Origin of the sequence: Rathayibacter sp. AY1A2, from assembly GCF_002930935.1 — a bacterium.
In the GTDB taxonomy this organism is placed as follows: Bacteria; Actinomycetota; Actinomycetes; order Actinomycetales; family Microbacteriaceae; genus Rathayibacter.
The window spans coordinates 23298-43719 of sequence record NZ_PSTP01000013.1 but is presented as its reverse complement, the minus strand read 5'-3'; the positions used below and the strand labels follow the sequence as shown (position 1 = coordinate 43719).

The following is a 20422-nucleotide window of genomic DNA, read 5'->3' as shown; positions in this document are numbered from 1 at the left end:
GGGGCGGCCCCGTTTCGCGTGCGGACGGGATCCGGCGGGTGAGGAACCCGACCTGGAGTGCAGGTCGCTCGGCTGAACACGTTCTCCCGCTTTCCGCCACTGAGTGCAGAATGTCGGTGCCCCCTGGGACACTGACCGGATGAGCACTTCCCCGCCCGCACGGCTGCCCGTGTGGCAGTCGGAGCGTCGCGGGAACGACCTCGACGAGGCGCGCGACTTCTACGCCGGCTCGTACAACGGCTCCGGCTTCCGGGCCGAGCGCTCGGTCGTGCCGTTCGCGTTCCGCTACACGACGACCGGGCCCGGGCCCGTGAGCCTCCACTCCGCCTCCTTCCTCGGCCGGGTGCGCGGCACGGTGGCCCCGAGCGACGTCTACGTCGCCCTCTGGCTGACCGCGGGGCGCGCCTCCCTCGACCTGGGGCGCGACGAGCACCGCCTCGTCGTCGGACGCCCGGCCATGTTCCCGAGCGGCCGGCCCTTCGGCTTCGAGGCCCTCGAGTACCGCGACGCGCTCGTGCACTTCGAGGCCGCCCACCTCGAGGCGATCGCCGCCGAGCTGCACGGCACCGAGCCCGGCCCGCTGCGGTTCGCCCCCGTGGCGCGCGACACGACCGCCTGGTGGGCCGCGATCCGGCTCCTGCGCGACACCCTCGCCTCCCCGCACACGCCCACCGTGCTGCAGCGCGACGGCGTCGCCCGCATCGCCGCGCTCGCCGCCCTGCAGACCTTCGCCCACCGCATCGCCCCGCTGCCGGCCGTGCCGCCCTCGGTCAGCGCGCGGCGCCTCCGCCGGGCCGTGGAGTTCGTGCAGGCCAACGCCGACCTGCCCCTCGGAGTGGCCGACATCGCCGACGCGGCCGGGCTCACGGTCCGCGGCGTGCAGCTGGCGTTCCAGCGCGCCTTCGGCGAGACCCCGCGGCACTACCTGCGCGACGTCCGCCTCGAGCGCGCGCACGAGGAGCTCTCGGCCGGATCGATCGGCTCGCTGGTGGTCGGCGACGTCGCCGCACGCTGGGGGTTCATCAGCGGCGGCCGCTTCGCCCAGCACTACGCGACGCGGTTCGGCGAGCTCCCGAGCGAGACCCTCCGGCGCTAGTCCCGCCGATCCCCGACGGCGGTTCCGCCGAGGGGCGTTCGGGCGTACTGTCCGAGGACCGCCCGCTGCCCCGCGGGCCGCGTCGATGGAGCCGCGAATGTTCGAACCCGGAGGATCCGCGCGGCCTGTCGCGCGGGTCGGCTACGTCACCGCCGCCCTGCTGGTCGGCGCGATCCTGGTGGGCGGCGCGGTCGGCGCCGCCGTCGCCCTGGTCCTCTACCTGCCCGGCGTCCTCGCCGCCGACGGACCGCCCGGGCTGGTGAGCTTCGGCCTGCTCATGGGAGCGGCCTCCGGCGCGGGCATCGGAGTCGTCGGAGGCGCGGGAGCGGTCGCCGGCATGGTCGCGGTGCGCGTCGCGAGCCGCCGCGACGGCCCGTTCGTGCTCGGCACCAGCGCGGGCGCCGGCCTCGGCGTGCTGGTCGCCTCCGCGAACCTGCTCGTCAGCCGCGACGCCCCGACCTGGGCGACCGCCCTGCTCGCCACCGCGGCCGCCTGCGCGCTCTGCGCGGCGGGCTCGTGGCTGCTGACCCGGCACGAGCACTCCTGGGAGCGCGCGCACGCCGTACCGCGCTGATCCGCGGCGCCTCCGGGGATCAGCCCGCGTAGGACCCGACCAGGCGGACCGCTCCGCCGTCGACGCCCTTCGCGCCCTGCTCGAAGCCCTCGAACCCGCGCGCGGCCGTCGAGACGCGGCCCGCGACCCACGACGGGACGCCCGAGCGCTCGAGGCGCGCGATCATGCCGTCGGCCGCCTCCGCCGCGACCACGGCGAACATGCCGATGCCGAGGTTCCAGGTGCCCTCGGTGCTCTCGAGCGTCGCGCCGGACATCCCGGCGAGCGCGCGGAACACGTCGGACGGGCTCCAGCTCGCCCGCTCGACCTCGACCCAGGAGCCGCGCGGCAGCACCCGGGCGAGGTTCGCCGCGATCCCGCCGCCGGTGACGTGGCTGATGGAGTGGACGGCCGGGCCGAGCTCGGCGTCGTCGAGCAGGTCGAGGAGGGGCCGGGTGTAGAGGCGGGTCGGCTCCAGCAGCACCTCGCCGACCACGCCGCCCAGCTCCTCGGAGCGGTCGGTGAAGCCGATGCCGCGCTCGGCGAGGATGTGGCGCACGAGCGAGTAGCCGTTCGAGTGCAGTCCGGAGGAGGCCATCGCCACCACGACGTCGCCGTCGCGCACGCGGTCGGCGCCGCGCACCTGGTCCGCCTCGATCGCGCCGACCGCCGCGCCCGCCACGTCGTAGTCGTCGGGTCCGAGCAGGCCCGGGTGCTCGGCCGTCTCGCCGCCGACGAGCGCGGTGCCCGTCTCGGAGCAGGCGCGCGCGATGCCGGCGACGATGTCGGCGATGCGGGCCGGGACCACCTTGCCGCACGCGATGTAGTCGGTCATGAAGAACGGGCGGGCGCCGACCACGACGATGTCGTCGACGACCATGCCGACGAGGTCCTGCCCGATGGTGTCGTGCTTGTCGATCGCCTGGGCGAGCGCGACCTTGGTGCCGACGCCGTCGGTCGAGGTGGCAAGGAGGGGGGCACGGAAGTCGCGGAGGAAGGAGACGTCGTACAGGCCCGCGAAGCCGCCGACCCCGCCGAGGACCCGGCTGTCGTGCGTCGCCGACACCGCCGACTTCATCAGCTCGACGGCGAGGTCCCCCGCCGCCGTGTCGACTCCTGCGCGGGCGTAGCTGCTCGTCTCATCACTCACGCGACGACCCTACCGACTGCCCTCTCCCGCCGCGGCGCGGATCCGGGTCCGCCTCGCCGGCAGCTCCCGCTCCGCGCCCGCGGTCACGCGTCCCAGGCCACGTAGTGCAGCTCGGCGCGGTCGCGGCTGCGGTGGAGGTCGAGGTAGGACCGGGCGATGACCTCGGCCGCCGCGTCCGGGTGGCCGCCGTCGATGAGGGCGGTGATCGCCACGTGGGCGGCGTAGACGCCCCGGGGCTCGAGCGCGGAGTGGAGGTTGAGGACCCAGTTCCGCAGGCCCGCGGCGGCGATGTTGATGTTCGCCAGCGCCGCGTGCGGGGAGACGGAGCCGCCGCCGGTGGTGACGAGGATCGTCCCGCTGCCGGCGGCGATCATGTCCGGAACCACCTCGCCGACGGCGCGGAGCGCGCCGCCGAGGTAGAAGTCGATCTGCGGCTGCAGGTTCTCGGGCGTGACGTCCAGGACGCCGACCGGGGTGAGAGCGGAGTCGGCGGGGGAGAACTCGAGGACGTCGATCGGACCGAGGTCGGCACGGATCGCCCGCAGCGCGGCGGTCAGGGTCTCGGGCTGCGCGATGTCGGCGGCGAACCCCGTCGCCTCGATGCCCTCCTCGGCGAGGCGGGCGGCCAGGCCGTCCAGCTTCTCCTGGTTCCGCGAGACGAGGGCGACGGTGAAGCCGGCCCGGCCGAAGACGCGGGCGATCTCGAGGCCGAGGCCGGGGCCCGCGCCGATGACGGTGAGAAGGGGCATGGGAGGTCCTGTCGTCGTGCGCCCCGGGGCGCGATGAGCGGGGCTGCTAAGTTGAGGTCAGCCTCAAGACTCATTGGACCATAAGTTGAGTGGCACCTCAAGATCATCGGGAGGATCGCGTGGACGAGCAGAAGGTCCTGCGCCGGGACGCGCAGCGGAACGTCGAGAAGCTGCACGCCGCCGCCCTCGAGGTCTTCGGCTCCCGCGGCCTCGCCGCCCCCCTCGAGGACATCGCCCGTCACGCCGGCGTGAGCATCGGCACCCTCTACAACCGCGTCGGCTCCCGTGAGGAGCTCATCGACGCCGTCGTCCCGGCCGTCGCCGGCGAGAAGCTGAAGGGCCTGACCGAGCGCGCTCTCGCCGAGCGGTCCTCCCGCGGACGCCTGGAGCGCTTCGTCTCCGGGATGATCGACCTCCAGCTGGAGGACCCCGCCCTCAACGACGCGATGCTGCGCCGCTTCCCCGACGCAGTCGCCCTCATCGAGGCCTGCGACCGCTCGATCGAGCTCGGCCGGGATCTCGTCGAGGCCGCCCACCGCGACGGATCCCTCTCCCCCGACTTCACCCACGACGACCTGATGGCCCTGCTCTGGATGGCGGGCACGACCAGCCGCGAGTCCGCGGCTCCGCAGGGCTGGCGCCGCGTCCTGGACCGCAGCCTCGCCGGAGCCTGGACGGCTCCGAGCAGCTGAGCGGCCGCGCGGCTCCCCGACCGACCGCCCGGCCGATCCGCCGGTCGACGCCGCCCTGAGCACCCCCACGACCACGGATCCGCCCACGGCGAACCATTAGGGGATGAGTCCCCCGCGTGCCAGGATGGACCGTCAAACCCCCCTGCTATCCCCTTGGGAGCCCCTCCGGCATGTGCGGAATCGTTGGGATCGTGTCCTCCGGACCGGTCAACCAGTCCATCTACGACAGCCTCTCCCTCCTGCAGCACCGCGGCCAGGACTCGACCGGCATCGCGACCGCCGACGGCAGCACCCTGCACATCAAGAAGGCCGCGGGACAGGTCCGCGAGGCGTTCCGCACCCGCGACATGCGCTCGCTGCTCGGATCCATGGGCCTCGGCCACGTGCGCTACGCGACGAAGGGCAACGCCGAGCGCGAGGAGGAGGCCCAGCCGTTCTACGTGAACGCGCCGTACGGCATCATCCTCGTTCACAACGGCAACCTCACGAACACGCGCGAGCTCACCGAGGAGCTCTTCCGCATCGACCGCCGCCACCTCAACACCACCTCCGACACGGAGCTGCTGGTCAACGTGCTGGCGAACGAGCTGCAGGCCTCGATGTCGGGCCGCGACCTCGACGCCGACGAGGTGTTCGACGCCGTCGCCCGCGTGCACGAGCGCGTCGAGGGCTCCTACGCCACCATCGCGCTGATCGCCGGCGTCGGGCTGCTGGCCTTCCGCGACCCCTTCGGCATCCGCCCGCTCATCGTCGGCCGCCGCAGCAACACCGGCGCGCCGGACGACTGGGTCGTCGCCTCCGAGTCGCTCGTGCTCGAGGCGCAGGGCTTCGAGATCGTCCGCGACGTCGCTCCCGGCGAGGCGGTCTTCATCACCCCCGACGGCCGGATGGCCAGCCGCCAGTGCGCGAAGGATCCGCGACTCATCCCGTGCTCGTTCGAGTACGTCTACCTCGCCCGCCCCGACTCCGTGATGTCCGGCATCTCGGTCTACGAGGCGCGCCTGCGCCTGGGCGACCGGCTCGCCGACACGATCGCGCAGTACACCCCGGGCGGAGCTATCGACGTCGTCATGCCGATCCCCGACTCCTCCCGCCCCGCCGCGATGCAGGTCGCGCAGAAGCTCGGGATCGAGTACCGCGAGGGCTTCTACAAGAACCGCTACGTCGGCCGGACGTTCATCATGCCCGGGCAGGCGGTCCGCAAGAAGTCGGTGCGTCAGAAGCTCAACGCGATGTCGAGCGAGTTCACGGGCAAGAACGTCCTGATCGTCGACGACTCGATCGTCCGCGGCACCACCTCCAAGGAGATCGTCGACATGGCCCGCGCGGCCGGCGCGAACACGGTCACCTTCGCGTCCGCCGCGCCTCCCGTGCGCTACCCGCACGTGTACGGGATCAACATGCCCTCGCGCCAGGAGCTCGTGGCCCACAACCGCCGCATCCCCGAGATCTCGGAGGCGATCGGCGCCGACCAGCTGATCTACCAGGAGGTCGCCGACATGAAGGCGGCGATCCTCGAGGGCTCGGACGTCACCGACCTCGAGACCAGCTGCTTCACCGGCGAGTACGTCACGGGCACCGTCACCCCGGAGTACCTCGACTGGGTGGAGCGCACGCAGCTGAGCTGAGCTCTGCACAGCGCCGGGCGCGGCGCAACGGGTGCCGCGGATCCGTGCGCCGCTCCATGATCGGAGGGTGCGCGGCCCCGCGCGCATGCACCCGAGGAGTCCCCCGTGATCTACCGAATCCTTCCGTTCCTGCTCACCTTCGTGGCCAAGAAGATCTCGAAGTCGCAGAAGGCCAAGCGCGCCGCCGCCAAGCGCCCGACGTCCAGCGCGAGCAGCAGCCGCCGCTCCTCGTCGCGCCGGGGACGCTGACGCCGCGGTCCCGTCCGCGAGCGCGAGCCGCGGGCGGGACCCTCAGCGCAGGGCGGAGTGCAGCGGCCGCAGGGCGGCCCGCCTCCGCCGGCTAGACCCGGTCGGACCCCGTCTGCGGGTGGTCCTCGTCGGACGTCGTCCGCGCGTCGGGCAGGGCCTCCTCGGCCACGGGCTCCTCGGCCGCGTCCTCGCGCTCGACGATCCGCTCGGCGGTGGTCCGGACGACCTTCCGGCCGACGACCCGGTCGAGCAGCACCACGACGAGCCCCGCGAGAGCGCCGAACAGCGTCACGAAGAGCAGCAGGCTGAAGCCGAAGACCTGCCCGCGGGAGAAGCCCTGCGTCTCGGGCAGCGCGAAGGTCAGCACGAAGGCCGCGATCGCTCCGAGCCCGACGCCGAGGGTCAGGATGCGCCAGACGCGCGGGGAGCGGCGGACGTCGACCTCTTCGCGGGTGACCTCGGGGCGGGCGGGATCGCTCATGCCTCCATTCTCCCCCGTGCGGGCGAGGGCACGGCACCGTGATCGCTCAGAGCGCGTGCACCAGCCGGCCCGCCTGCGCGCGCAGCTCGCGGACGACGGTGCGGACCGAGAGCCGCTCCGCCCGGTCCGGCCGCATCAGCGCGACGATGTGCCGCACGGAGCTCACCCCGCGGAGCGGCTTCACCACCACTCCCGCGCCGCCCGCCGTGTAACGCGGGAGCACCGCGATGCCCAGGCCCGCCGCGACGAACGCCTCCGTCACGCGGGTCGACGCGAAGCGCTGCTCCACCCGCACCGCCTCGCCGGACGCGGTCTCGATGTCCTGCATCACGCGCTCGAACGGGAACCCGTCCGGGACGCCGATCCAGGTCTCGCCGACCAGATCCGCCGCCGAGACCGTCGCCCGGTCCGCGAGGCGGTGCCCGGCCGGCAGGCCGATGTCGAGAGGCTCGATCATCAGCTCCGCCATCGCGAGGCCGCGGCCGGCCCAGGCGCTTCTGCCGGTGGGCGAGTGGGCGAGCACGATGTCGAAGTCGGCGGTCAGGTCGGCGAACTCGTCGGTGCCGGGGTCCGCGTCCTCGCACTGCACGACGAGTCCTTCGACGCTGCGGAGCGCGACCAGCGCGTTCGGGAGGAGCATCTGGCCCGCAGTGGGGAAGGTCGCGATGGTGACCTCGCCGATCGGGTTGTTCTTGAACGTCTGCCAGACGGCGTCGGCCCGCTCGAGCGCGATCGCGATCTCGGTGGCGCTCCGGGCGAGCTCGCGTCCCGCCGCCGTGAGCACCACGCCGCGGCCGGAGCGCTCGATCAGCGGCACGCCGGCCTCGCGCTCGAGCACCTTGAGCTGCTGCGAGACCGCGGAGGGCGTGCGGTGCGTCGCCTCCGCCACGGCCGTGATCGAGCGGCGCATCGAGAGCTCGCGGAGCAGTTCCAGCCGTCGCACGTCCATGTAGAGAAACTACACGTCAGGGCAAGAACAGTTCGATTGTCCTACGGAACACGGGGCCGGACACTGGACGTTGTACACAGCATCCCGGCGGATGGATCAGAAGCCGCCGCAACGAAAGGCAGAACACTCATGAGCATCGCAATCCTCGTCGTCCTCAGTGGCCTCGCCGCGTGGGGCACGGTGTCGACGGTGCTCGTCGCCAGCCGCGACGGCTACCGTCAGGTCCCCGCGCAGCACTGAGCCCCGCCGCTCCGCGACAGCACCTCATCGCGTTCCGACGCCGTCTCCCGACCGGGAGGCGGCGTTCTCGCGTCTCCGGGGGCTGCTGCCGCTCCTCGGGGAGCGCCCCCCCGCCACGGCTCCCGGGGGTCGACCATCGGCTCGCCCGCACACGACGACGGGCCCCCGACCGGAGTCGAGGGCCCGTCGTGCGCGCGGTGCGGCTACTTCGCGGCGGTGCGGCGGCGCAGGCGCGCGACCGTCATGCCCAGACCGAGCAGCAGAGCGGCGATCCCGGCGGCGAACGCGGGGGTCGCGTCCACTCCGGTCTCGGCGAGGTGGTGCGAGCCGGCGACCGGAGCAGTGGTCGGCGTCGGCGCGGGGCCCGTGGTGGGCGGCGTGGTCGGCTCCGTGGTCGGTCCGGGAGTCGGGGTGCCCGCTCCGGCGCCGGCCGCGACGGCGAAGCCGACGCTGATCTCGGTGCCGGTGGTGTCGAGCACGAACGTCGCGGTGTGCGCGCCGCCCGCCAGACTCTCGTCGATCGGGACCGAGAACGAGGCGCGACCGGTCGAGTCGTCGGTGACGGCCCGGGTCGGGTCGATCGTCGCGGTGCCGACGACGGTGCCGTCGACGCTCGCGGTCACGGTGGTGTCGGCCGCGGCTCCGGTGCTGAACAGGAGCGAGGAGAGGTCGACGGTCATCGTGTCGCCGACCGCGTACTCGCCCGAGTCCGGGACGTTGTCGGTCAGGCCGATCGTGCGCTGCACGGGGTCGGGGCTGACGGTGCCGAGGTCCTGGATGTAGCCGACGAAGGCGTCCAGGTCGATGCGGCCGGAGTCGGCCGTGCCGGTGCCCTCGGTGAAGGTGCTGAAGCCGTCGCCGCCGCTCGCGAGGAAGCTGCTGGTCACGACGGTGAAGGTCGCGGCCGGGTCGATCGGCTCGTTCTGGAAGAACACCTGCGAGATGCGCGAGCCCTCGGGCGCCGTGGCGTCGAAGACGTAGGTGAGGTCCTTCGAGGTGGAGAGGTTCAGCTGCGGGTGGCTGGAGCTGCCCACCCACTGCTCCTCGAGCAGGTCGGAGATCTGCTCGCCGGTCAGCTGCAGGGTAACCAGGGTGTTCGCGAAGGGCTGGGCGTCGGAGGCCTCGGCGTAGGTGACCACGCCGTCCGCGTCGCCGGGCTGGTCCGGAGTCGCGGTGTAGGAGAGGTCGTCGCGCAGGCCGCCCGCGTTCGAGAAGGCGATCTGCGTGCCGAGCTCACGGGTGGCCCACAGCTGGGCGTCCGAGACGAGGTTGCCGAGGGTCGACTCCGAGCCGCGGTTGGTCGTGGTGCCGTCCGGGCGGTAGGCGCGCGAGATGTCCTCGGTGATGGTGCCGACCTTCACGCTGCCCTCGCGGACGGCGACGGCCTGGGCGTCGGCGACGATGGTCTCGACCTCGGGGTCGGGCTCGAAGGCGCCGACGACGATCGTCTTGGCCGGGTCGTCGGAGGTCGGGTCGTCGACGACCTTCGTCAGCGGCACGACCTCGCTGGTGAGCGACGTGAGCTGCTTGGTCGCCGGGTCGACGGTCAGGGACATGCGGCCGATGTTCTCGGCGTAGCTGCCGGTCTGCGACACGACGGTCGGGAAGGCCCGGCCCGCGTCGATGCCCGCGTCGTACTCCTGGTGGCTGTGGCCCGAGACGATCGCGTCGACGTTCGGGGCGACCGCGTCGACGATCGCGCCGAACTTGGGGTCCGCCTCCGGAGTGTTCAGCTCGGCCGCGTCGGCGTCGGCTCCCTCGTGCAGGAGCAGGACGACCACGTCGGCCTCGTCGTTGGCGGCGTCGCCGTCCTGGAGCTGCGCGGCGACCTCGTTGACGTTCTCGGCGATCGGCTCGACGGAGAGCGTCGAGATCGTGGCGGGGCTGACGAGCTTGCCGAGGTCCTCGGTGATCGCGCCGATGAAGGCGACGGAGACGCCGTCCTGCTCGGTGATCACGTACGGGGAGTAGGCGCGCTCGCCGGTCGCGGTGTCGTAGAGGTTCGCGTTCACGTAGGGGAACGCCGAGGCGTCCACGACGCGGCCGTCGACATCGGCGCGGCCCTGGTCGAACTCGTGGTTGCCCAGCGTGCTGACGTCGAGGCCCATCGCGTTGAGCGAGTCGAGCGTGGGGATGTCGCCCTGCACCTTCGACACGAAGGTCGAGGCGCCGATGTTGTCGCCGGCCGAGACGAACAGCGTGTTCGGGTTGGCGGCGCGGTAGGAGTCGACGGCACCGGCGAGCACTGCGGCTCCGGCGACGGCGCGGTCGGCGGCGAGCCGCCCGTGGAAGTCGTTGATCGAGAGGATGTCGATGGCGACATCGCCCTCGGCCGCCGCGGCGGGCGTGGCGCCGAGGAGGGCCGCTCCGGCGACGGCGCCGACGGCGGTCGCGGAGAGGAGTCGGGTGAGGCCGCGTCGGCCCGGGGAAGTACTGCGCATCGTGAAGGGGACTCCAAGCATCGAGCGGTGGATCCGGAGAGGATTCATGCCGCGTGAGGGGGTTATTCCCAGACAACCCGACGGCGGAGCCCAGGTCAAACGTTCTGACGACGGCTCGCCGCCGCGTTTACGAGAAGTTAACTCGCCGACGCTCAGCCGACGCGCAGGATGGGGAGGAACGGCGTGAGGTCCGCGCGCACTCCGGAGGCGTGGATCCGCCCGCTCGCGAGGCCCTCGCTCCACGGCAGGGAGCCGGTCGCGAGCGGCAGCCAGGTCGCCGCGTCCATCTCGATCACGTTCGGCGGAGTCCCGCGGGTGTGGCCCGGGCCCTCGACGCACTGGGCCGCGCCGAACGGCGGAACGCGCACCTCGACGCTGCGTCCGGGGACGTTCGTCTCGATGATCTGCAGGAGGAACCGCACCGCCGTCGCCGTCGTGTTCCGGTCCGCTCCTCCGGCGAGCGCCGCCCGCACCGCGGACTGCCCGCTCGCCTCGTCGATCCTGCCCTTGGCCATCCACCCATCCTGCCGCCGCCGCTCGCTCCCGGAGGCCTCCGCGGGGCTCCGCCCGGCGTGTCGGCGTCCGCAGCGCCGCCCTGCGGAGGAGGACGTCACAGGGACCAGCCCCGGCGCGGGGCGCCCTATCCTGTCAGGGTGAAGATCCTCGTCCTCGGTTCGGGTGCCCGTGAGCACGCCATCATCACGGCTCTCCTCGCGGAGGAGGAGCACCACGAGATCATCGCGGCGCCCGGCAACGCCGGCATCGCGCGCGACGTCGAGGTCATCCACTTCGACACGAACAGCCCCCGGCTGGTCAGCGACTTCGCGGTGGAGCAGGGCATCGAGCTCGTCGTCATCGGCCCCGAGGCGCCCCTGGTCGCCGGAGTCGCCGACGCGCTGCGCAAGCGCCGCATCCCCACCTTCGGCCCCGACCGGGCCGCCGCCGCACTCGAGGGCTCGAAGACCTTCGCGAAGCGCGTGATGGACATGGCCCGCGTGCCCACCGGCCGCGCGACCCGCGTCTCCACCCTGGTCGACGCCACCCGCGCCATCGACGAGTACGGACTCCCCTCGGTCGTCAAGGCCGACGGCCTCGCCGCGGGCAAGGGCGTCCTGGTGACGGAGTCGCGCAGCGCCGCGATCGCGCACGCCGAGTTCTGGCTGCAGTCCGGCGACGTCCTCATCGAGGAGTTCCTCGCCGGCCAGGAGGTCTCCCTCTTCCTCCTCTCCGACGGCCACGACGTCGTCCCCCTCTCCCCCGCGCAGGACTTCAAGCGCCTGAGCGACGGCGACGAGGGGCCGAACACCGGCGGCATGGGCGCCTACTCCCCGCTCCCCTGGCTCGCCGACCGCTGGGAGAGCGAGCGCGCCTTCGTCGACGAGGTGATCGACACGGTCGCCATCCCGACCATCCGCCAGCTCGAGCGCGAGCGCACCCCCTTCGTCGGACTCCTCTACTGCGGCCTCATCGTGACCGACGCGGGCCTGCGCGTGATCGAGTTCAACGCCCGCTTCGGAGACCCCGAGACCCAGGTCGTCCTCCCCCGCCTCGCCTCCCCGCTGTCCGCGCTGCTGCACGCGGCGGCCACCGGCGCGCTCGCCTCCGTCCCGTGGCCCGCGTTCACGGACGAGGTCGCCGTCACCGTCGTCCTCGCGAGCGAGGGCTACCCCGAGAACGCCGTCACCGGACGGACCATCACCGGACTCGACGCGGCAGCGGACGTCCCCGGCGTCACCATCGCCCACGCGGCGACCCAGCTGGTCGACGGGAGCTTCGTCGCCACCGGCGGCCGCGTGCTCAACGTCGTCGCGCGCGGCGCCGACTTCGCCGAGGCGCGGGAGCGGGCGTACCGCGCGCTCGACCTGATCCACCTCGACGGCGGGCTGTATCGGAGCGACATCGCGGCGAAGGTCGCGCAGTAGCGCGACCTCAGCGTGATGTCGGCCACGCCGCTCCCCGCGCGGCGTGGCGCAGTCGGCTGGGAGAGTGGCCGGGTCTCGGGGAGCGATCGGCGCGTCCGACACGCTCGGCACGCGTTCCGGTCGACGCCTCGAGGGTGGCCGGGGGTGGAGTGGACCCGCGCTCGGACTCGGACCTCCGCGACACGGGCTCGCGGCGGAGGTCGGTCGCCTCGCGGGGGGCGGGTCAGGCCAGGGTGCGGAGGGCCTCGGCGAGGTGGGGGTGCGCGAAGGTGAAGCCGGCGTCCTCGAGGCGGGCGGGCACGACCCAGCGGGACTTGAGCAGGAGCTCGGATTCGGTGCGGAGCAGGAGCGTCGCGGGCTCGAGGACGAAGCGCGGAGCCGGCACGCCGATCCGGCGGCCGACGGCGGCACGGAGCAGCCGGGAGAGCTCGGTGTTGTCGCTCGGATTCGGCGACGCGAGGTTCACCGGCCCGTCGAGGGTCGACTCCTCGAGGAAGCGGATCGACCGGTGGACGTCCTCCACGTGGATCCAGCTGAAGTGCTGACGGCCGCGGGTGCGCCGGTGCTCGTGGTGCACACCGGCCTCGCGGCGCGCGCGCGTCGAGGGCCACGGCCCGTCGAACTGCGGACCGCCGAGGCCGAGCCGCGCCAGCCGCAGCAGGATCGCCGTCGCCGGACCGTCTCCGAGCACGATGGACATCCGCAGCGCCACGCGCCGCACGCCGGGCGTCTCCCCGGCGATGAACTCCGACTCCCACGCCCGCGCCACGTCGACCGAGAAGCCCTCGCCGAGCACGCCCTCGTCCTCGGTGTTCGCCCGCTCCTCCTCGTGCCGGTAGATCGTGGCCGTGCTCGCGTTCATCCAGACCGGCGGAGGAGTCGCGGCCGCCTCGACCGCGCGGTGCAGCTCCGCGGTGGTCGCCACGCGCGAGCGGAGGATCTCGGCGCGGTTCGCCGCGGTGTACCGGCAGTCGACGCTCTTGCCGGCCAGGTTCACCAGGAGGCGCGCACCGTCGAGGACCCGGGTGATGCCGGCGGTGTCGCCCCAGCGCGCGTCCGGCCCGGAGCGGCCGATCCTCCGCACCGTCCAGCCGTCGGCCGTGAAGCGGCGGGTGAGGTCCGTCCCGAGGAATCCGCTCGCACCGGCGAGGACGACGACGGGGTCAGCGGTGCTGCTCATCGCCCCATCGTGCCGCACGGCGCCGGAGTCACGGGGAGGACTCGTCGCAGGCGCGCTGCCGGTATGCGAGGTGGGTGGAGGCGGGTCTCGATCAGCCGCCGAGCGACCCCGCACCACGGAGCAGCCGCGCCGCGGCGAGCGCCCCGGCCAGCCGCTCGGCGAACCCCGGCGGCACCTCGGCGGGCAGCGCGTCGACCTGCCACCAGGCCACGTCGTCGCTCTCGTCGCTGACGCTCACCGGAGCGTCCGGATCGGCGATCGCACCGTAGCCCACGTCCCAGTGGCGGGAGCAGCGGCCGAAGCCGTCGCCGAGCGCGTGCCGGTCGAGGTCGAGGGGCAGGACGCCGAGCGGCTGCAGCCGTGCCGCTCCGCTCTCCTCCCGCGCCTCGCGAAGGGCCGCGTCGGCCGTGGAGTCGTCGCCGGGCTCGACATGACCGCCGAGCTGCACCCAGAACCGGCCCTTGCGGTGGAAGCAGAGCAGCACCTGCGCCAGATTCGGCGAGAGCACGAAGCAGCTCGCCGTGACGTGCTCGAGGCCGCCGTCGCGCTCGAGCGCCGACTCGCCGCGCTGCTCGAGGAACGCCAGGTACTCGTCCCGCAGGTCCGCGAGCGCGCCCGCGTCCCACTCCCGCAGCTCGCCCGCCAGCCGCGTCCCTCGCTCCCTAGTCACGCGAAGGACCCTACCTCCCCTCCGCGAGCTGCCCCTCCGGTGCCGGCACGGCGTGCGTGGCGTACCGGAGCGGCGTCTCGCGGAGGGAGGAGGGACGGGAGCGTCAGACGGAGAGGCCGGAGAGGCCCTCGCGGTCGACGCGGCGGTGGAAGCGCATGCCGGCGAGACCGCCGAGCACGGCGCCGACCAGCGCGACGACCAGGGCGGCGAGCGCCGTCACGACCGCCGCGGCCGTGGCGTCGCCGGCGTCCAGGGGGATCGTCGGGAAGCCGCTCACCGCGGAGAGCGCCTGGCTGCCGCCGGTGATCGCCGAGACGATGCCCACGACGATCGCGACGACGACCGCCCAGGCCCACACTCCGACGCCCTGCTTCGCTCCGCTGAAGCGGGCCATGCGGCCTGCCACGTAGCCGCCGCAGTAGTAGGCGACGAGGAGGATGACCAGCAGGGCGATCGCGCCCGCCCAGCCGAACGCGGCGGGGTCGGCCGCGAGGTCGCCGGTGACGTCCTGGGTGCCGATGACGGCGGCCCCGATCGCGGTGACGAGGGCGGTCAGGAGGACGGCGAGTCCGGTGGCGGCGAGCCAGCCGAAGAAGGCGCAGCCGATCTTGAAGCCGCCGAAGCGGTCGCGCTCGCGCTGGTGGATGTCCTTGCGCGCGGCCGCACGGGCCTGCTTCGCCTCGGCGGAGTCGGGGTCGACGGGCGCGCGGTGCTCGGGGGCCGAGTGCGCCGAGTCGGAGCGGTCCGTCGAGGCGGAGTGGTCCGGAGTCGCGGAGCGGTCCGTCGCCGCAGCCGCTCCCGTGTCCCCCGCCGAGTCGATGCGCGCCGTGCCGCCCGCCGCCGAGCCCTCTGCGCGTCGCGGCAGTCCGCCGTCAGCCGGATCCCTGTCTGTCGTGCTCATGTCGAACCTCCTGGCCGAGCGCCCCGAAGAAGGGCGACACGCTCAGTCAAGACCCAGGGAGCCCTCGGTGTCGCGGGCTTGACGACAGGACGGAGCGGTCCGGGCGTCAACCCCCTGCGCCCCCTCCCTCCCACCCGCTTGCATGGAGGGACCGACCGACGACACGAGAGGGAGAGTCATGACTCCGGAATCCCCCGAGCAGACACCGCCCGGCACCGAGGCCGAGCTGACGCCGAAGGCCGACCACGGCGAGACCACCTACCGCGGCACCGGCCGCCTCAGCGGCAAGGTCGCCCTCATCACGGGCGGCGACAGCGGCATCGGCAAGGCCGTCGCGATCGCGTTCGCGCGCGAGGGCGCCGACGTCGCGATCTCGTACCTCGACGAGCACGACGACGCCGAGGACACCGCGACGTGGGTCCGGGAGGCCGGCCGCGAGACGCTGCTCCTCCCCGGCGACCTGCAGGACCCGGCGCACTGCCGCGCCGTCGTCACCGAGACCGTCGAGCGCTTCGGCCACCTCGAGGTGCTCGTCAGCAACGCCGCCTTCCAGATGAGCCGCGAGAGCGTCACCGACATCCCGGACGAGGAGTGGGACCGCACGATCGCGACGAACATCAGCGCCTACTTCCACCTCGTGAAGTCGGCGCTGCCCCACCTGAAGGAGGGCGCGTCGATCATCGCGACGAGCTCGGTGCAGTCCGACCAGCCGTCGTACCAGCTGCTCCCCTACGCCGCCACGAAGTCGGCGATCCTCAGCCTCACCGCCTCGTTCGCGCAGGCGCTCGGCGAGAAGGGCATCCGCGCCAACTCGGTCGCGCCCGGCCCGATCTGGACGCCGCTGATCCCCTCGACCATGCCGGAGGAGGCCGTCGCCGAGTTCGGCGAGCAGGTCCCGCTGGGCCGCCCCGGGCAGCCGGCCGAGGTGGCCCCCGCCTACGTCCTCCTCGCCTCCGACGAGGCGAGCTACATCAGCGGGTCGACGATCGCCGTCACCGGCGGGAAGCCGATCCTCTGATCACGCTCCAAGGCACCGCTCACCCGCAGGATTCCGCGATAGGTTCCTGCGGGTGAGTGTCCACATCCGCAGCATCGAGACGGCGGTGCCGACCACGGTCCTGCGCCAGTGCGAGGTGCGCGACCTCTTCGCGTCCCAGCCCGCGATGACCCGGCTCGGGTCCCGCCTGATCGGCGCGGCCTTCGACGCGTCCGGGATCGACACCCGCAGCACGGTGGTCGACGAGCTCGACCGGGTCGAGCGGGAGGGTGCGAGCGTCTTCTACGACGCGGGGAGCGGCCTGGTGCTCGACCCGGGGACGGCCGCGCGCAACGCCGTCTACACCGAGCGCGCTCCCGAGCTCTTCACGGAGGCGGCCCGCCGCGCCCTCGCGTCCGCGTCGATGACCGCCGAGGACGTCACCCACGTGGTGACCGTCTCCTGCACCGGCTTCTACGCCCCGGGGCCCGACTACCAGCTGGTCCGCCGCCTCGGCCTCGCGCCCTCGACGCAGCGCTTCCACCTCGGCTTCATGGGTTGCTACGGCGCCTTCCCCGGCCTGCGCGCCGCCCGCCAGTTCTGCGAGGCCGACCCGGAGGCGGTCGTCCTCGTCGTCGCGGTCGAGCTGTGCACCATCCACCTCACGAGCTCCAACGACCCGGAGCAGATCGTCGCGACCTCCGTCTTCGCCGACGGCGGTGCGGCGGCCGTCGTCACCGCCCGCGAGGCCGCGCCCGGCATCCCGGTGCTCGAGCTCGACGCGCTCGCCACGACGCTCACCGACGAGGGCGAGACCGAGATGGCGTGGACGATCGGCGACCACGGCTTCTCGATGCGGCTGAGCACCTACGTGCCCTCGATCATCGGAGCGAACATCGAGGCGGCCGTCGCCCCGCTGCTGGCCGGCGCCGAGGTCGAGCGGAGCGACGTGCAGCGCTGGGCGATCCACCCCGGCGGCCGCAGCATCCTCGACAAGGTGCAGGCCTCGCTCGCCCTCAGCGACGAGCAGCTGGCCCCGTCGCGCGAGGTGCTGCGGACCAACGGCAACATGTCGAGCGCGACCGTCCTCTTCATCCTGCGGCGCCTGTTGCACGGCGAGGCGGCCGACGGCGAGCGGATCGGCGCGATGGCGTTCGGCCCCGGCCTCACCGTCGAGCTCGCGCTGCTCACCAAGCGGGGCGGGGAGTGACTCCGCGAGCCCCTCTCGCGCCAGATCTGCGCCACCGCGAGGTCTCCGAGCAGGAGCTGATGGACGACCCGGACTGCGACCGCACCCTGCTCGACGCCACCTACGCCCGCTTCGGCACCGTGAACCGGCTGGTCTCGGGGTGGCGTGGCCTCTACCGCTCGCGCCTGCGTCCGCTGCTGCGGCCCGACGAGCCGTTCCGCCTGCTCGACATCGGATCGGGAGGCGGCGACGTCGTCCGCTCCCTCGCCGGCTGGGCCCGCGAGGACGGCCTCCGCCTGGCGATCACCGCCGTCGATCCGGACGAGCGCGCCTCCGCCTTCGCCACGTCGACGCCCGCGCCGCCCGGAGTCGAGTTCCGCCGCGCGAGCAGCGCCGACCTGGTCGCCGAGGGCGAGCACTTCGACCTGGTGACCTCCAACCACGTGCTGCACCACCTGTCGCCGGAATCACTCGCCGACCTGCTCGCCGACAGCGAGCGCCTGGCCCCGCGCGCCCTCCACAACGACATCGAGCGCTCGCGGCTGGCCTACACGGCCTACCTGCTGGCCACACGACCGATCGCGGCCGGCTCGTTCCTCCACTACGACGGGTCGCTGTCGGTGCGGCGCAGCTTCACCGCCGCCGAGCTGCGCGCGGTGGCGCCCGAGGGGTGGCGGGTCGAGCGCGCGGCGCCCTACCGGCTGCTGCTCGCGCGGGGCGAGGTGTGAGGACGCGGCGGAGGGTGAGCGCTTCCGGTCCGCTCTGGCTGCGCGCCACCGCTGTCAGCTACTCCGCCAACTGCGCCCTCGGCACCGCCGTCGCCACCGGCGCTCTCCGCACGGGCCGCTGGCACTGGATCCATCACGCGCTCTACATCTGCACGTCGACGCTCACCGCTCTGGCCTGGGCGACGCTGCGACGGTCGGACACCCGCGCCGCGTCCGCGCTGGCTCCCGCCGCCGTCCCGCTGGCGGTGATCCCCTTCGCGGGGACGCACGGACGTCGGCACCCGGCGATCGCGCTGGCGGCGGCTCCGTTCGTGCTCGCCGCTCTCGGGCGGACGCGGCGGCCGGCGCGGCGCCGAGGAGTGCTCCAGCGTCTCAGGGCCGGGTCAGCCCTGCGCTGACGCGCCCCGGCTTCTAGCGCGGGGGCTCGACGTCGCGGTCGGGGTCGGAGCGGTAGGAGCGCAGCGCCTGCCAGCCGGCGATCGCGAGGATCAGCGCGCCGCAGAGCATCGTCAGCAGGTTCGGCACCGAGAAGCCGCTGCCCACGACCGAGTTGATGCCCGCGCCGAGCACGAACACACCTCCGAGAAGGTAGAAGATGACCCTCGTCTTCACCGTTCCACCGCTTCCCTCGAGCCTGCACAGGACCCTCGATGCTACCGCGCGCGCCCCGGGCCGCCGCCGCTCCCCCCTCTGCGCGATCGATCGGGGCAGGATCGAGGCATGGAGTTCCTCGATGTCGTCCGGCGCCGGAAGACCACCAACGGCGCGTTCCTGCCCGACCCCGTCTCCGAGGAGCACCAGCGGCTCCTGATGGAGGTGGCCGGCCGGGCGCCCTCGCAGCTCAACAGCCAGCCGTGGCGGTTCGTGCTCGTCGAGGAGCGCGAGACGATCGACCGGATCGCCGCGATCAGCGGCGAGAGCATGACCACCGCGATGTCGAACGGCACGTTCTTCGAGCGCTACAAGCCCTACTTCCGCTTCAGCAGCGAGGAGATGGAGCGGCGGCGCGACGGGATGCTGTTCGACAAGCTGCCGGCTCCGCTCCGCCCCTTCACGAAGCAGGTCTTCACGAAGCGCGGGCAGTTCCTGATGAACTCCCTCCGCGTCCCGCAGACGCTCGGCGAGGAGAACCGCCGGCTCGTCGCGGGATCGCCGCTGCTGCTCGGGGTGATGCTCGACCGCTCCGAGTACCGGCCGGGCGAGCTCTCCTCCTTCTACTCGGTGTTCAGCATGGGCGCCGCGATGGAGAACGTCTGGCTGAGCACGGTCGAGCTGGGGATGGGCATCCAGTTCGTGTCGTTCCCGATGGAGGTGCCGGGAGCGTGGGCGCGGATCGAGTCGCTGCTCGCCGTGCCCGACGAGCTCGAGCTGATGGCGGTGTACCGGCTCGGCTACCTGCCTCCGGAGCAGCGGCGGCCGGCGATCGACTGGTCCTCGCACCAGCGGAAGCTGCCGTCGCAGTACGTCTTCCGCGGCACCTGCGCGACCCCGCAGGAGGGGTGGGACGCGCCGGCCGGGCCGTGACGGGATCCTGAGCGGCGCGGCCGGCAGCCGGAGGTGCCCGCGCTCGCTCCCGGGCCGGCCCCGGCCGACGGGAGATCCGCGACGGAGCATCGACTCTCGCTACATGCGTCGGCTAACGCGGCGCCCAGCACGCCCGGCAGTGCTACGTCCCGTCCGCGGGACTGTCAATGGGGGTCCGGCGTGTCTCCCGCCCGATTCCCCGCACCGGGGTCCGAGCGGATACCGTCCCCCGAGGAGCCGTCCGCCAGGGCCGGCCCGATGAACGAAGGGGGCCCGTGGCCACGCTCATCTACGGACCGCAGAACCTCGAGATCGAATTCGAGGAGCGCGTCCTCGCGCACCTGAAGGTCGCCGTCCTCTCGAAGCTGCGCCGCAACGAAGCCTTCTCGCTCTCGTGGATGGAGGACGCCTCCACCGGACACGGCCGGAGCTCCGTCTGGCTGCACCCGTCGGTGCCGCTGCACTTCCGCTTCACCGAGGCGCACCAGCCCAAGCTCAACCGCGCGTGGATCGAGCAGATGCTCAGCGTCGCCAGCATGCACGGCGAGCTCTCGGTCCTGCCGGAGCCCGAGGAGCAGCGCCAGGGCTCCTGAGCTCCGCCGCTCCTGGGCCCCGCTGCCCCCTGATCGCGCGGCCGTCAACCCCGTCCCCTCTGCGGGGGACGCGAAGTACCGTCGAGAAGACGTCCCCGGGACCATCGGCGGACGTCGACGGACGGAGACGACCATGACGGACACCGCGCGAGCGACCGGCCTGCCCACCCTCACCCCGGTGCGGACGCTCCGCAAGGAGCAGCCGATCGAGCCGCGCCGCGTGCCGGACTCCGTCTCCGTCGGCTCCCAGCCGGTCATCGGCTGCCGGATCGACGTGAGCGGCCGCTCCTTCGTCGTCGAGCTCGACATGGCCGGCATCTTCCTGCGCCAGGTGCGCCGGAGCCTGCGCGAGGGCGAGGGCGGCCTCGTGCTGCTGCGCCACGTCGACGGGATCGAGATGATCCCGTTCTCGCGCGCGACGCCGTTCGACGTCTCGGACATCGTCTGCCCCGAGGGCGTCGAGCCCGCGGACGCCCGCTCGGCCCTGGGGCTCCGCGACCGCTGAGCCGCG

Annotated in this window: 23 protein-coding genes; 13 read left to right on the top strand and 10 right to left on the bottom strand. The window is 73.2% G+C overall.

What is annotated here, in order from left to right; genetic code table 11:
- Positions 1-139 precede the first annotated feature (139 nt).
- On the top strand, positions 140-1096 hold the full coding sequence (locus tag C5B93_RS11730; RefSeq protein ID WP_104328995.1) for an AraC family transcriptional regulator: 957 nt from the start codon (positions 140-142) through the stop codon (positions 1094-1096).
- Between the two features lie 97 nt (positions 1097-1193).
- On the top strand, positions 1194-1670 hold the full coding sequence (locus tag C5B93_RS11725) for a hypothetical protein (protein WP_104257887.1): 477 nt from the start codon (positions 1194-1196) through the stop codon (positions 1668-1670).
- A gap of 19 nt (positions 1671-1689) precedes the next feature.
- On the opposite strand, the gene purM is transcribed toward C5B93_RS11725, so the two are convergent.
- Positions 1690-2799 (bottom strand): phosphoribosylformylglycinamidine cyclo-ligase, encoded by a 1110-nt coding sequence (gene purM / locus C5B93_RS11720; protein WP_104292525.1) that lies wholly within the window; start codon positions 2797-2799, stop codon positions 1690-1692.
- 83 nt (positions 2800-2882) lie between these two features.
- A complete protein-coding gene (locus tag C5B93_RS11715; protein WP_104256047.1) occupies positions 2883-3548 on the bottom strand; it encodes an SDR family NAD(P)-dependent oxidoreductase in 666 nt (221 codons plus the stop codon).
- Between the two features lie 119 nt (positions 3549-3667).
- On the opposite strand from C5B93_RS11715, the gene C5B93_RS11710 reads away from it, so the two are divergent.
- The 3 genes from C5B93_RS11710 to C5B93_RS17285 all read left to right on the top strand — a co-directional run bounded on the left by C5B93_RS11710 (position 3668) and on the right by C5B93_RS17285 (position 6117).
- Positions 3668-4240: a TetR/AcrR family transcriptional regulator gene (locus C5B93_RS11710; protein WP_104233833.1), complete on the top strand. Its 573-nt coding sequence runs from the start codon at positions 3668-3670 to the stop codon at positions 4238-4240.
- A 170-nt stretch (positions 4241-4410) separates the two neighbouring features.
- Positions 4411-5868, top strand: a complete 1458-nt coding sequence (purF, locus tag C5B93_RS11705; RefSeq protein WP_104292524.1) for an amidophosphoribosyltransferase — start codon at positions 4411-4413, stop codon at positions 5866-5868.
- 105 nt (positions 5869-5973) lie between these two features.
- Complete coding sequence (locus C5B93_RS17285; protein WP_181028791.1) at positions 5974-6117, top strand: hypothetical protein; 144 nt, start codon at positions 5974-5976, stop codon at positions 6115-6117.
- 91 nt (positions 6118-6208) lie between these two features.
- On the opposite strand, the gene C5B93_RS11700 is transcribed toward C5B93_RS17285, so the two are convergent.
- From C5B93_RS11700 to C5B93_RS11685, 4 genes are all read right to left on the bottom strand, one after another.
- Positions 6209-6598 (bottom strand): hypothetical protein, encoded by a 390-nt coding sequence (locus tag C5B93_RS11700; RefSeq protein WP_104267871.1) that lies wholly within the window; start codon positions 6596-6598, stop codon positions 6209-6211.
- 46 nt (positions 6599-6644) lie between these two features.
- On the bottom strand, positions 6645-7547 hold the full coding sequence (locus tag C5B93_RS11695; protein WP_104292523.1) for a LysR family transcriptional regulator: 903 nt from the start codon (positions 7545-7547) through the stop codon (positions 6645-6647).
- A 443-nt stretch (positions 7548-7990) separates the two neighbouring features.
- Positions 7991-10228 carry a bifunctional UDP-sugar hydrolase/5'-nucleotidase gene (locus tag C5B93_RS11690; protein WP_181068383.1) on the bottom strand — a complete coding sequence of 746 codons (2238 nt, stop codon included), beginning with the start codon at positions 10226-10228 and terminating at the stop codon, positions 7991-7993.
- A gap of 152 nt (positions 10229-10380) precedes the next feature.
- Positions 10381-10743, bottom strand: a complete 363-nt coding sequence (locus C5B93_RS11685) for a sterol carrier family protein (RefSeq protein WP_104223770.1) — start codon at positions 10741-10743, stop codon at positions 10381-10383.
- A gap of 138 nt (positions 10744-10881) precedes the next feature.
- On the opposite strand from C5B93_RS11685, the gene purD reads away from it, so the two are divergent.
- Entirely contained in the window at positions 10882-12150 is a 1269-nt protein-coding gene (gene purD, locus C5B93_RS11680; protein ID WP_104223771.1) for a phosphoribosylamine--glycine ligase, read from the top strand.
- A 223-nt stretch (positions 12151-12373) separates the two neighbouring features.
- Here purD and C5B93_RS11675 read toward each other — a convergent pair whose 3' ends face one another.
- The 3 genes from C5B93_RS11675 to C5B93_RS11665 form a co-directional block, all read right to left on the bottom strand.
- Positions 12374-13330, bottom strand: a complete 957-nt coding sequence (locus tag C5B93_RS11675; protein ID WP_104292521.1) for an epimerase — start codon at positions 13328-13330, stop codon at positions 12374-12376.
- 91 nt (positions 13331-13421) lie between these two features.
- Complete coding sequence (locus C5B93_RS11670; RefSeq protein ID WP_258068210.1) at positions 13422-14000, bottom strand: NUDIX hydrolase; 579 nt, start codon at positions 13998-14000, stop codon at positions 13422-13424.
- A 103-nt stretch (positions 14001-14103) separates the two neighbouring features.
- Positions 14104-14901: a hypothetical protein gene (locus C5B93_RS11665; RefSeq protein WP_104292520.1), complete on the bottom strand. Its 798-nt coding sequence runs from the start codon at positions 14899-14901 to the stop codon at positions 14104-14106.
- Positions 14902-15079: 178 nt separating this feature from the next.
- Between C5B93_RS11665 and C5B93_RS11660 the strand changes: the two genes are divergently transcribed.
- Genes C5B93_RS11660 through C5B93_RS11645 form a run of 4 tightly spaced genes read left to right on the top strand, consistent with a single transcriptional unit; the run spans position 15080 to position 18192 of the window.
- Entirely contained in the window at positions 15080-15919 is an 840-nt protein-coding gene (locus tag C5B93_RS11660; protein WP_104292519.1) for an SDR family oxidoreductase, read from the top strand.
- Between the two features lie 52 nt (positions 15920-15971).
- Positions 15972-17087 (top strand): type III polyketide synthase, encoded by a 1116-nt coding sequence (locus C5B93_RS11655; protein ID WP_104292518.1) that lies wholly within the window; start codon positions 15972-15974, stop codon positions 17085-17087.
- Positions 17084-17794: a class I SAM-dependent methyltransferase gene (locus tag C5B93_RS11650; RefSeq protein WP_258068209.1), complete on the top strand. Its 711-nt coding sequence runs from the start codon at positions 17084-17086 to the stop codon at positions 17792-17794. The genes C5B93_RS11655 and C5B93_RS11650 overlap by 4 nt, the downstream gene beginning before the upstream one ends.
- A gap of 14 nt (positions 17795-17808) precedes the next feature.
- Complete coding sequence (locus tag C5B93_RS11645) at positions 17809-18192, top strand: hypothetical protein (protein ID WP_104292516.1); 384 nt, start codon at positions 17809-17811, stop codon at positions 18190-18192.
- 13 nt (positions 18193-18205) lie between these two features.
- Here the strand turns inward: C5B93_RS11645 and C5B93_RS11640 are convergent, their stop codons facing one another.
- Positions 18206-18406: a hypothetical protein gene (locus C5B93_RS11640; protein WP_104223776.1), complete on the bottom strand. Its 201-nt coding sequence runs from the start codon at positions 18404-18406 to the stop codon at positions 18206-18208.
- A gap of 108 nt (positions 18407-18514) precedes the next feature.
- Here C5B93_RS11640 and C5B93_RS11635 point away from each other — a divergent pair, with 108 nt between their 5' ends.
- The 3 genes from C5B93_RS11635 to C5B93_RS11625 all read left to right on the top strand — a co-directional run bounded on the left by C5B93_RS11635 (position 18515) and on the right by C5B93_RS11625 (position 20416).
- Positions 18515-19318, top strand: a complete 804-nt coding sequence (locus C5B93_RS11635; protein WP_104233823.1) for a nitroreductase family protein — start codon at positions 18515-18517, stop codon at positions 19316-19318.
- Positions 19319-19593: 275 nt separating this feature from the next.
- Positions 19594-19911 carry a hypothetical protein gene (locus C5B93_RS11630; protein ID WP_244229547.1) on the top strand — a complete coding sequence of 106 codons (318 nt, stop codon included), beginning with the start codon at positions 19594-19596 and terminating at the stop codon, positions 19909-19911.
- A gap of 133 nt (positions 19912-20044) precedes the next feature.
- Positions 20045-20416 carry a hypothetical protein gene (locus C5B93_RS11625; RefSeq protein ID WP_104223778.1) on the top strand — a complete coding sequence of 124 codons (372 nt, stop codon included), beginning with the start codon at positions 20045-20047 and terminating at the stop codon, positions 20414-20416.
- The last annotated feature ends 6 nt before the right edge of the window (positions 20417-20422 follow it).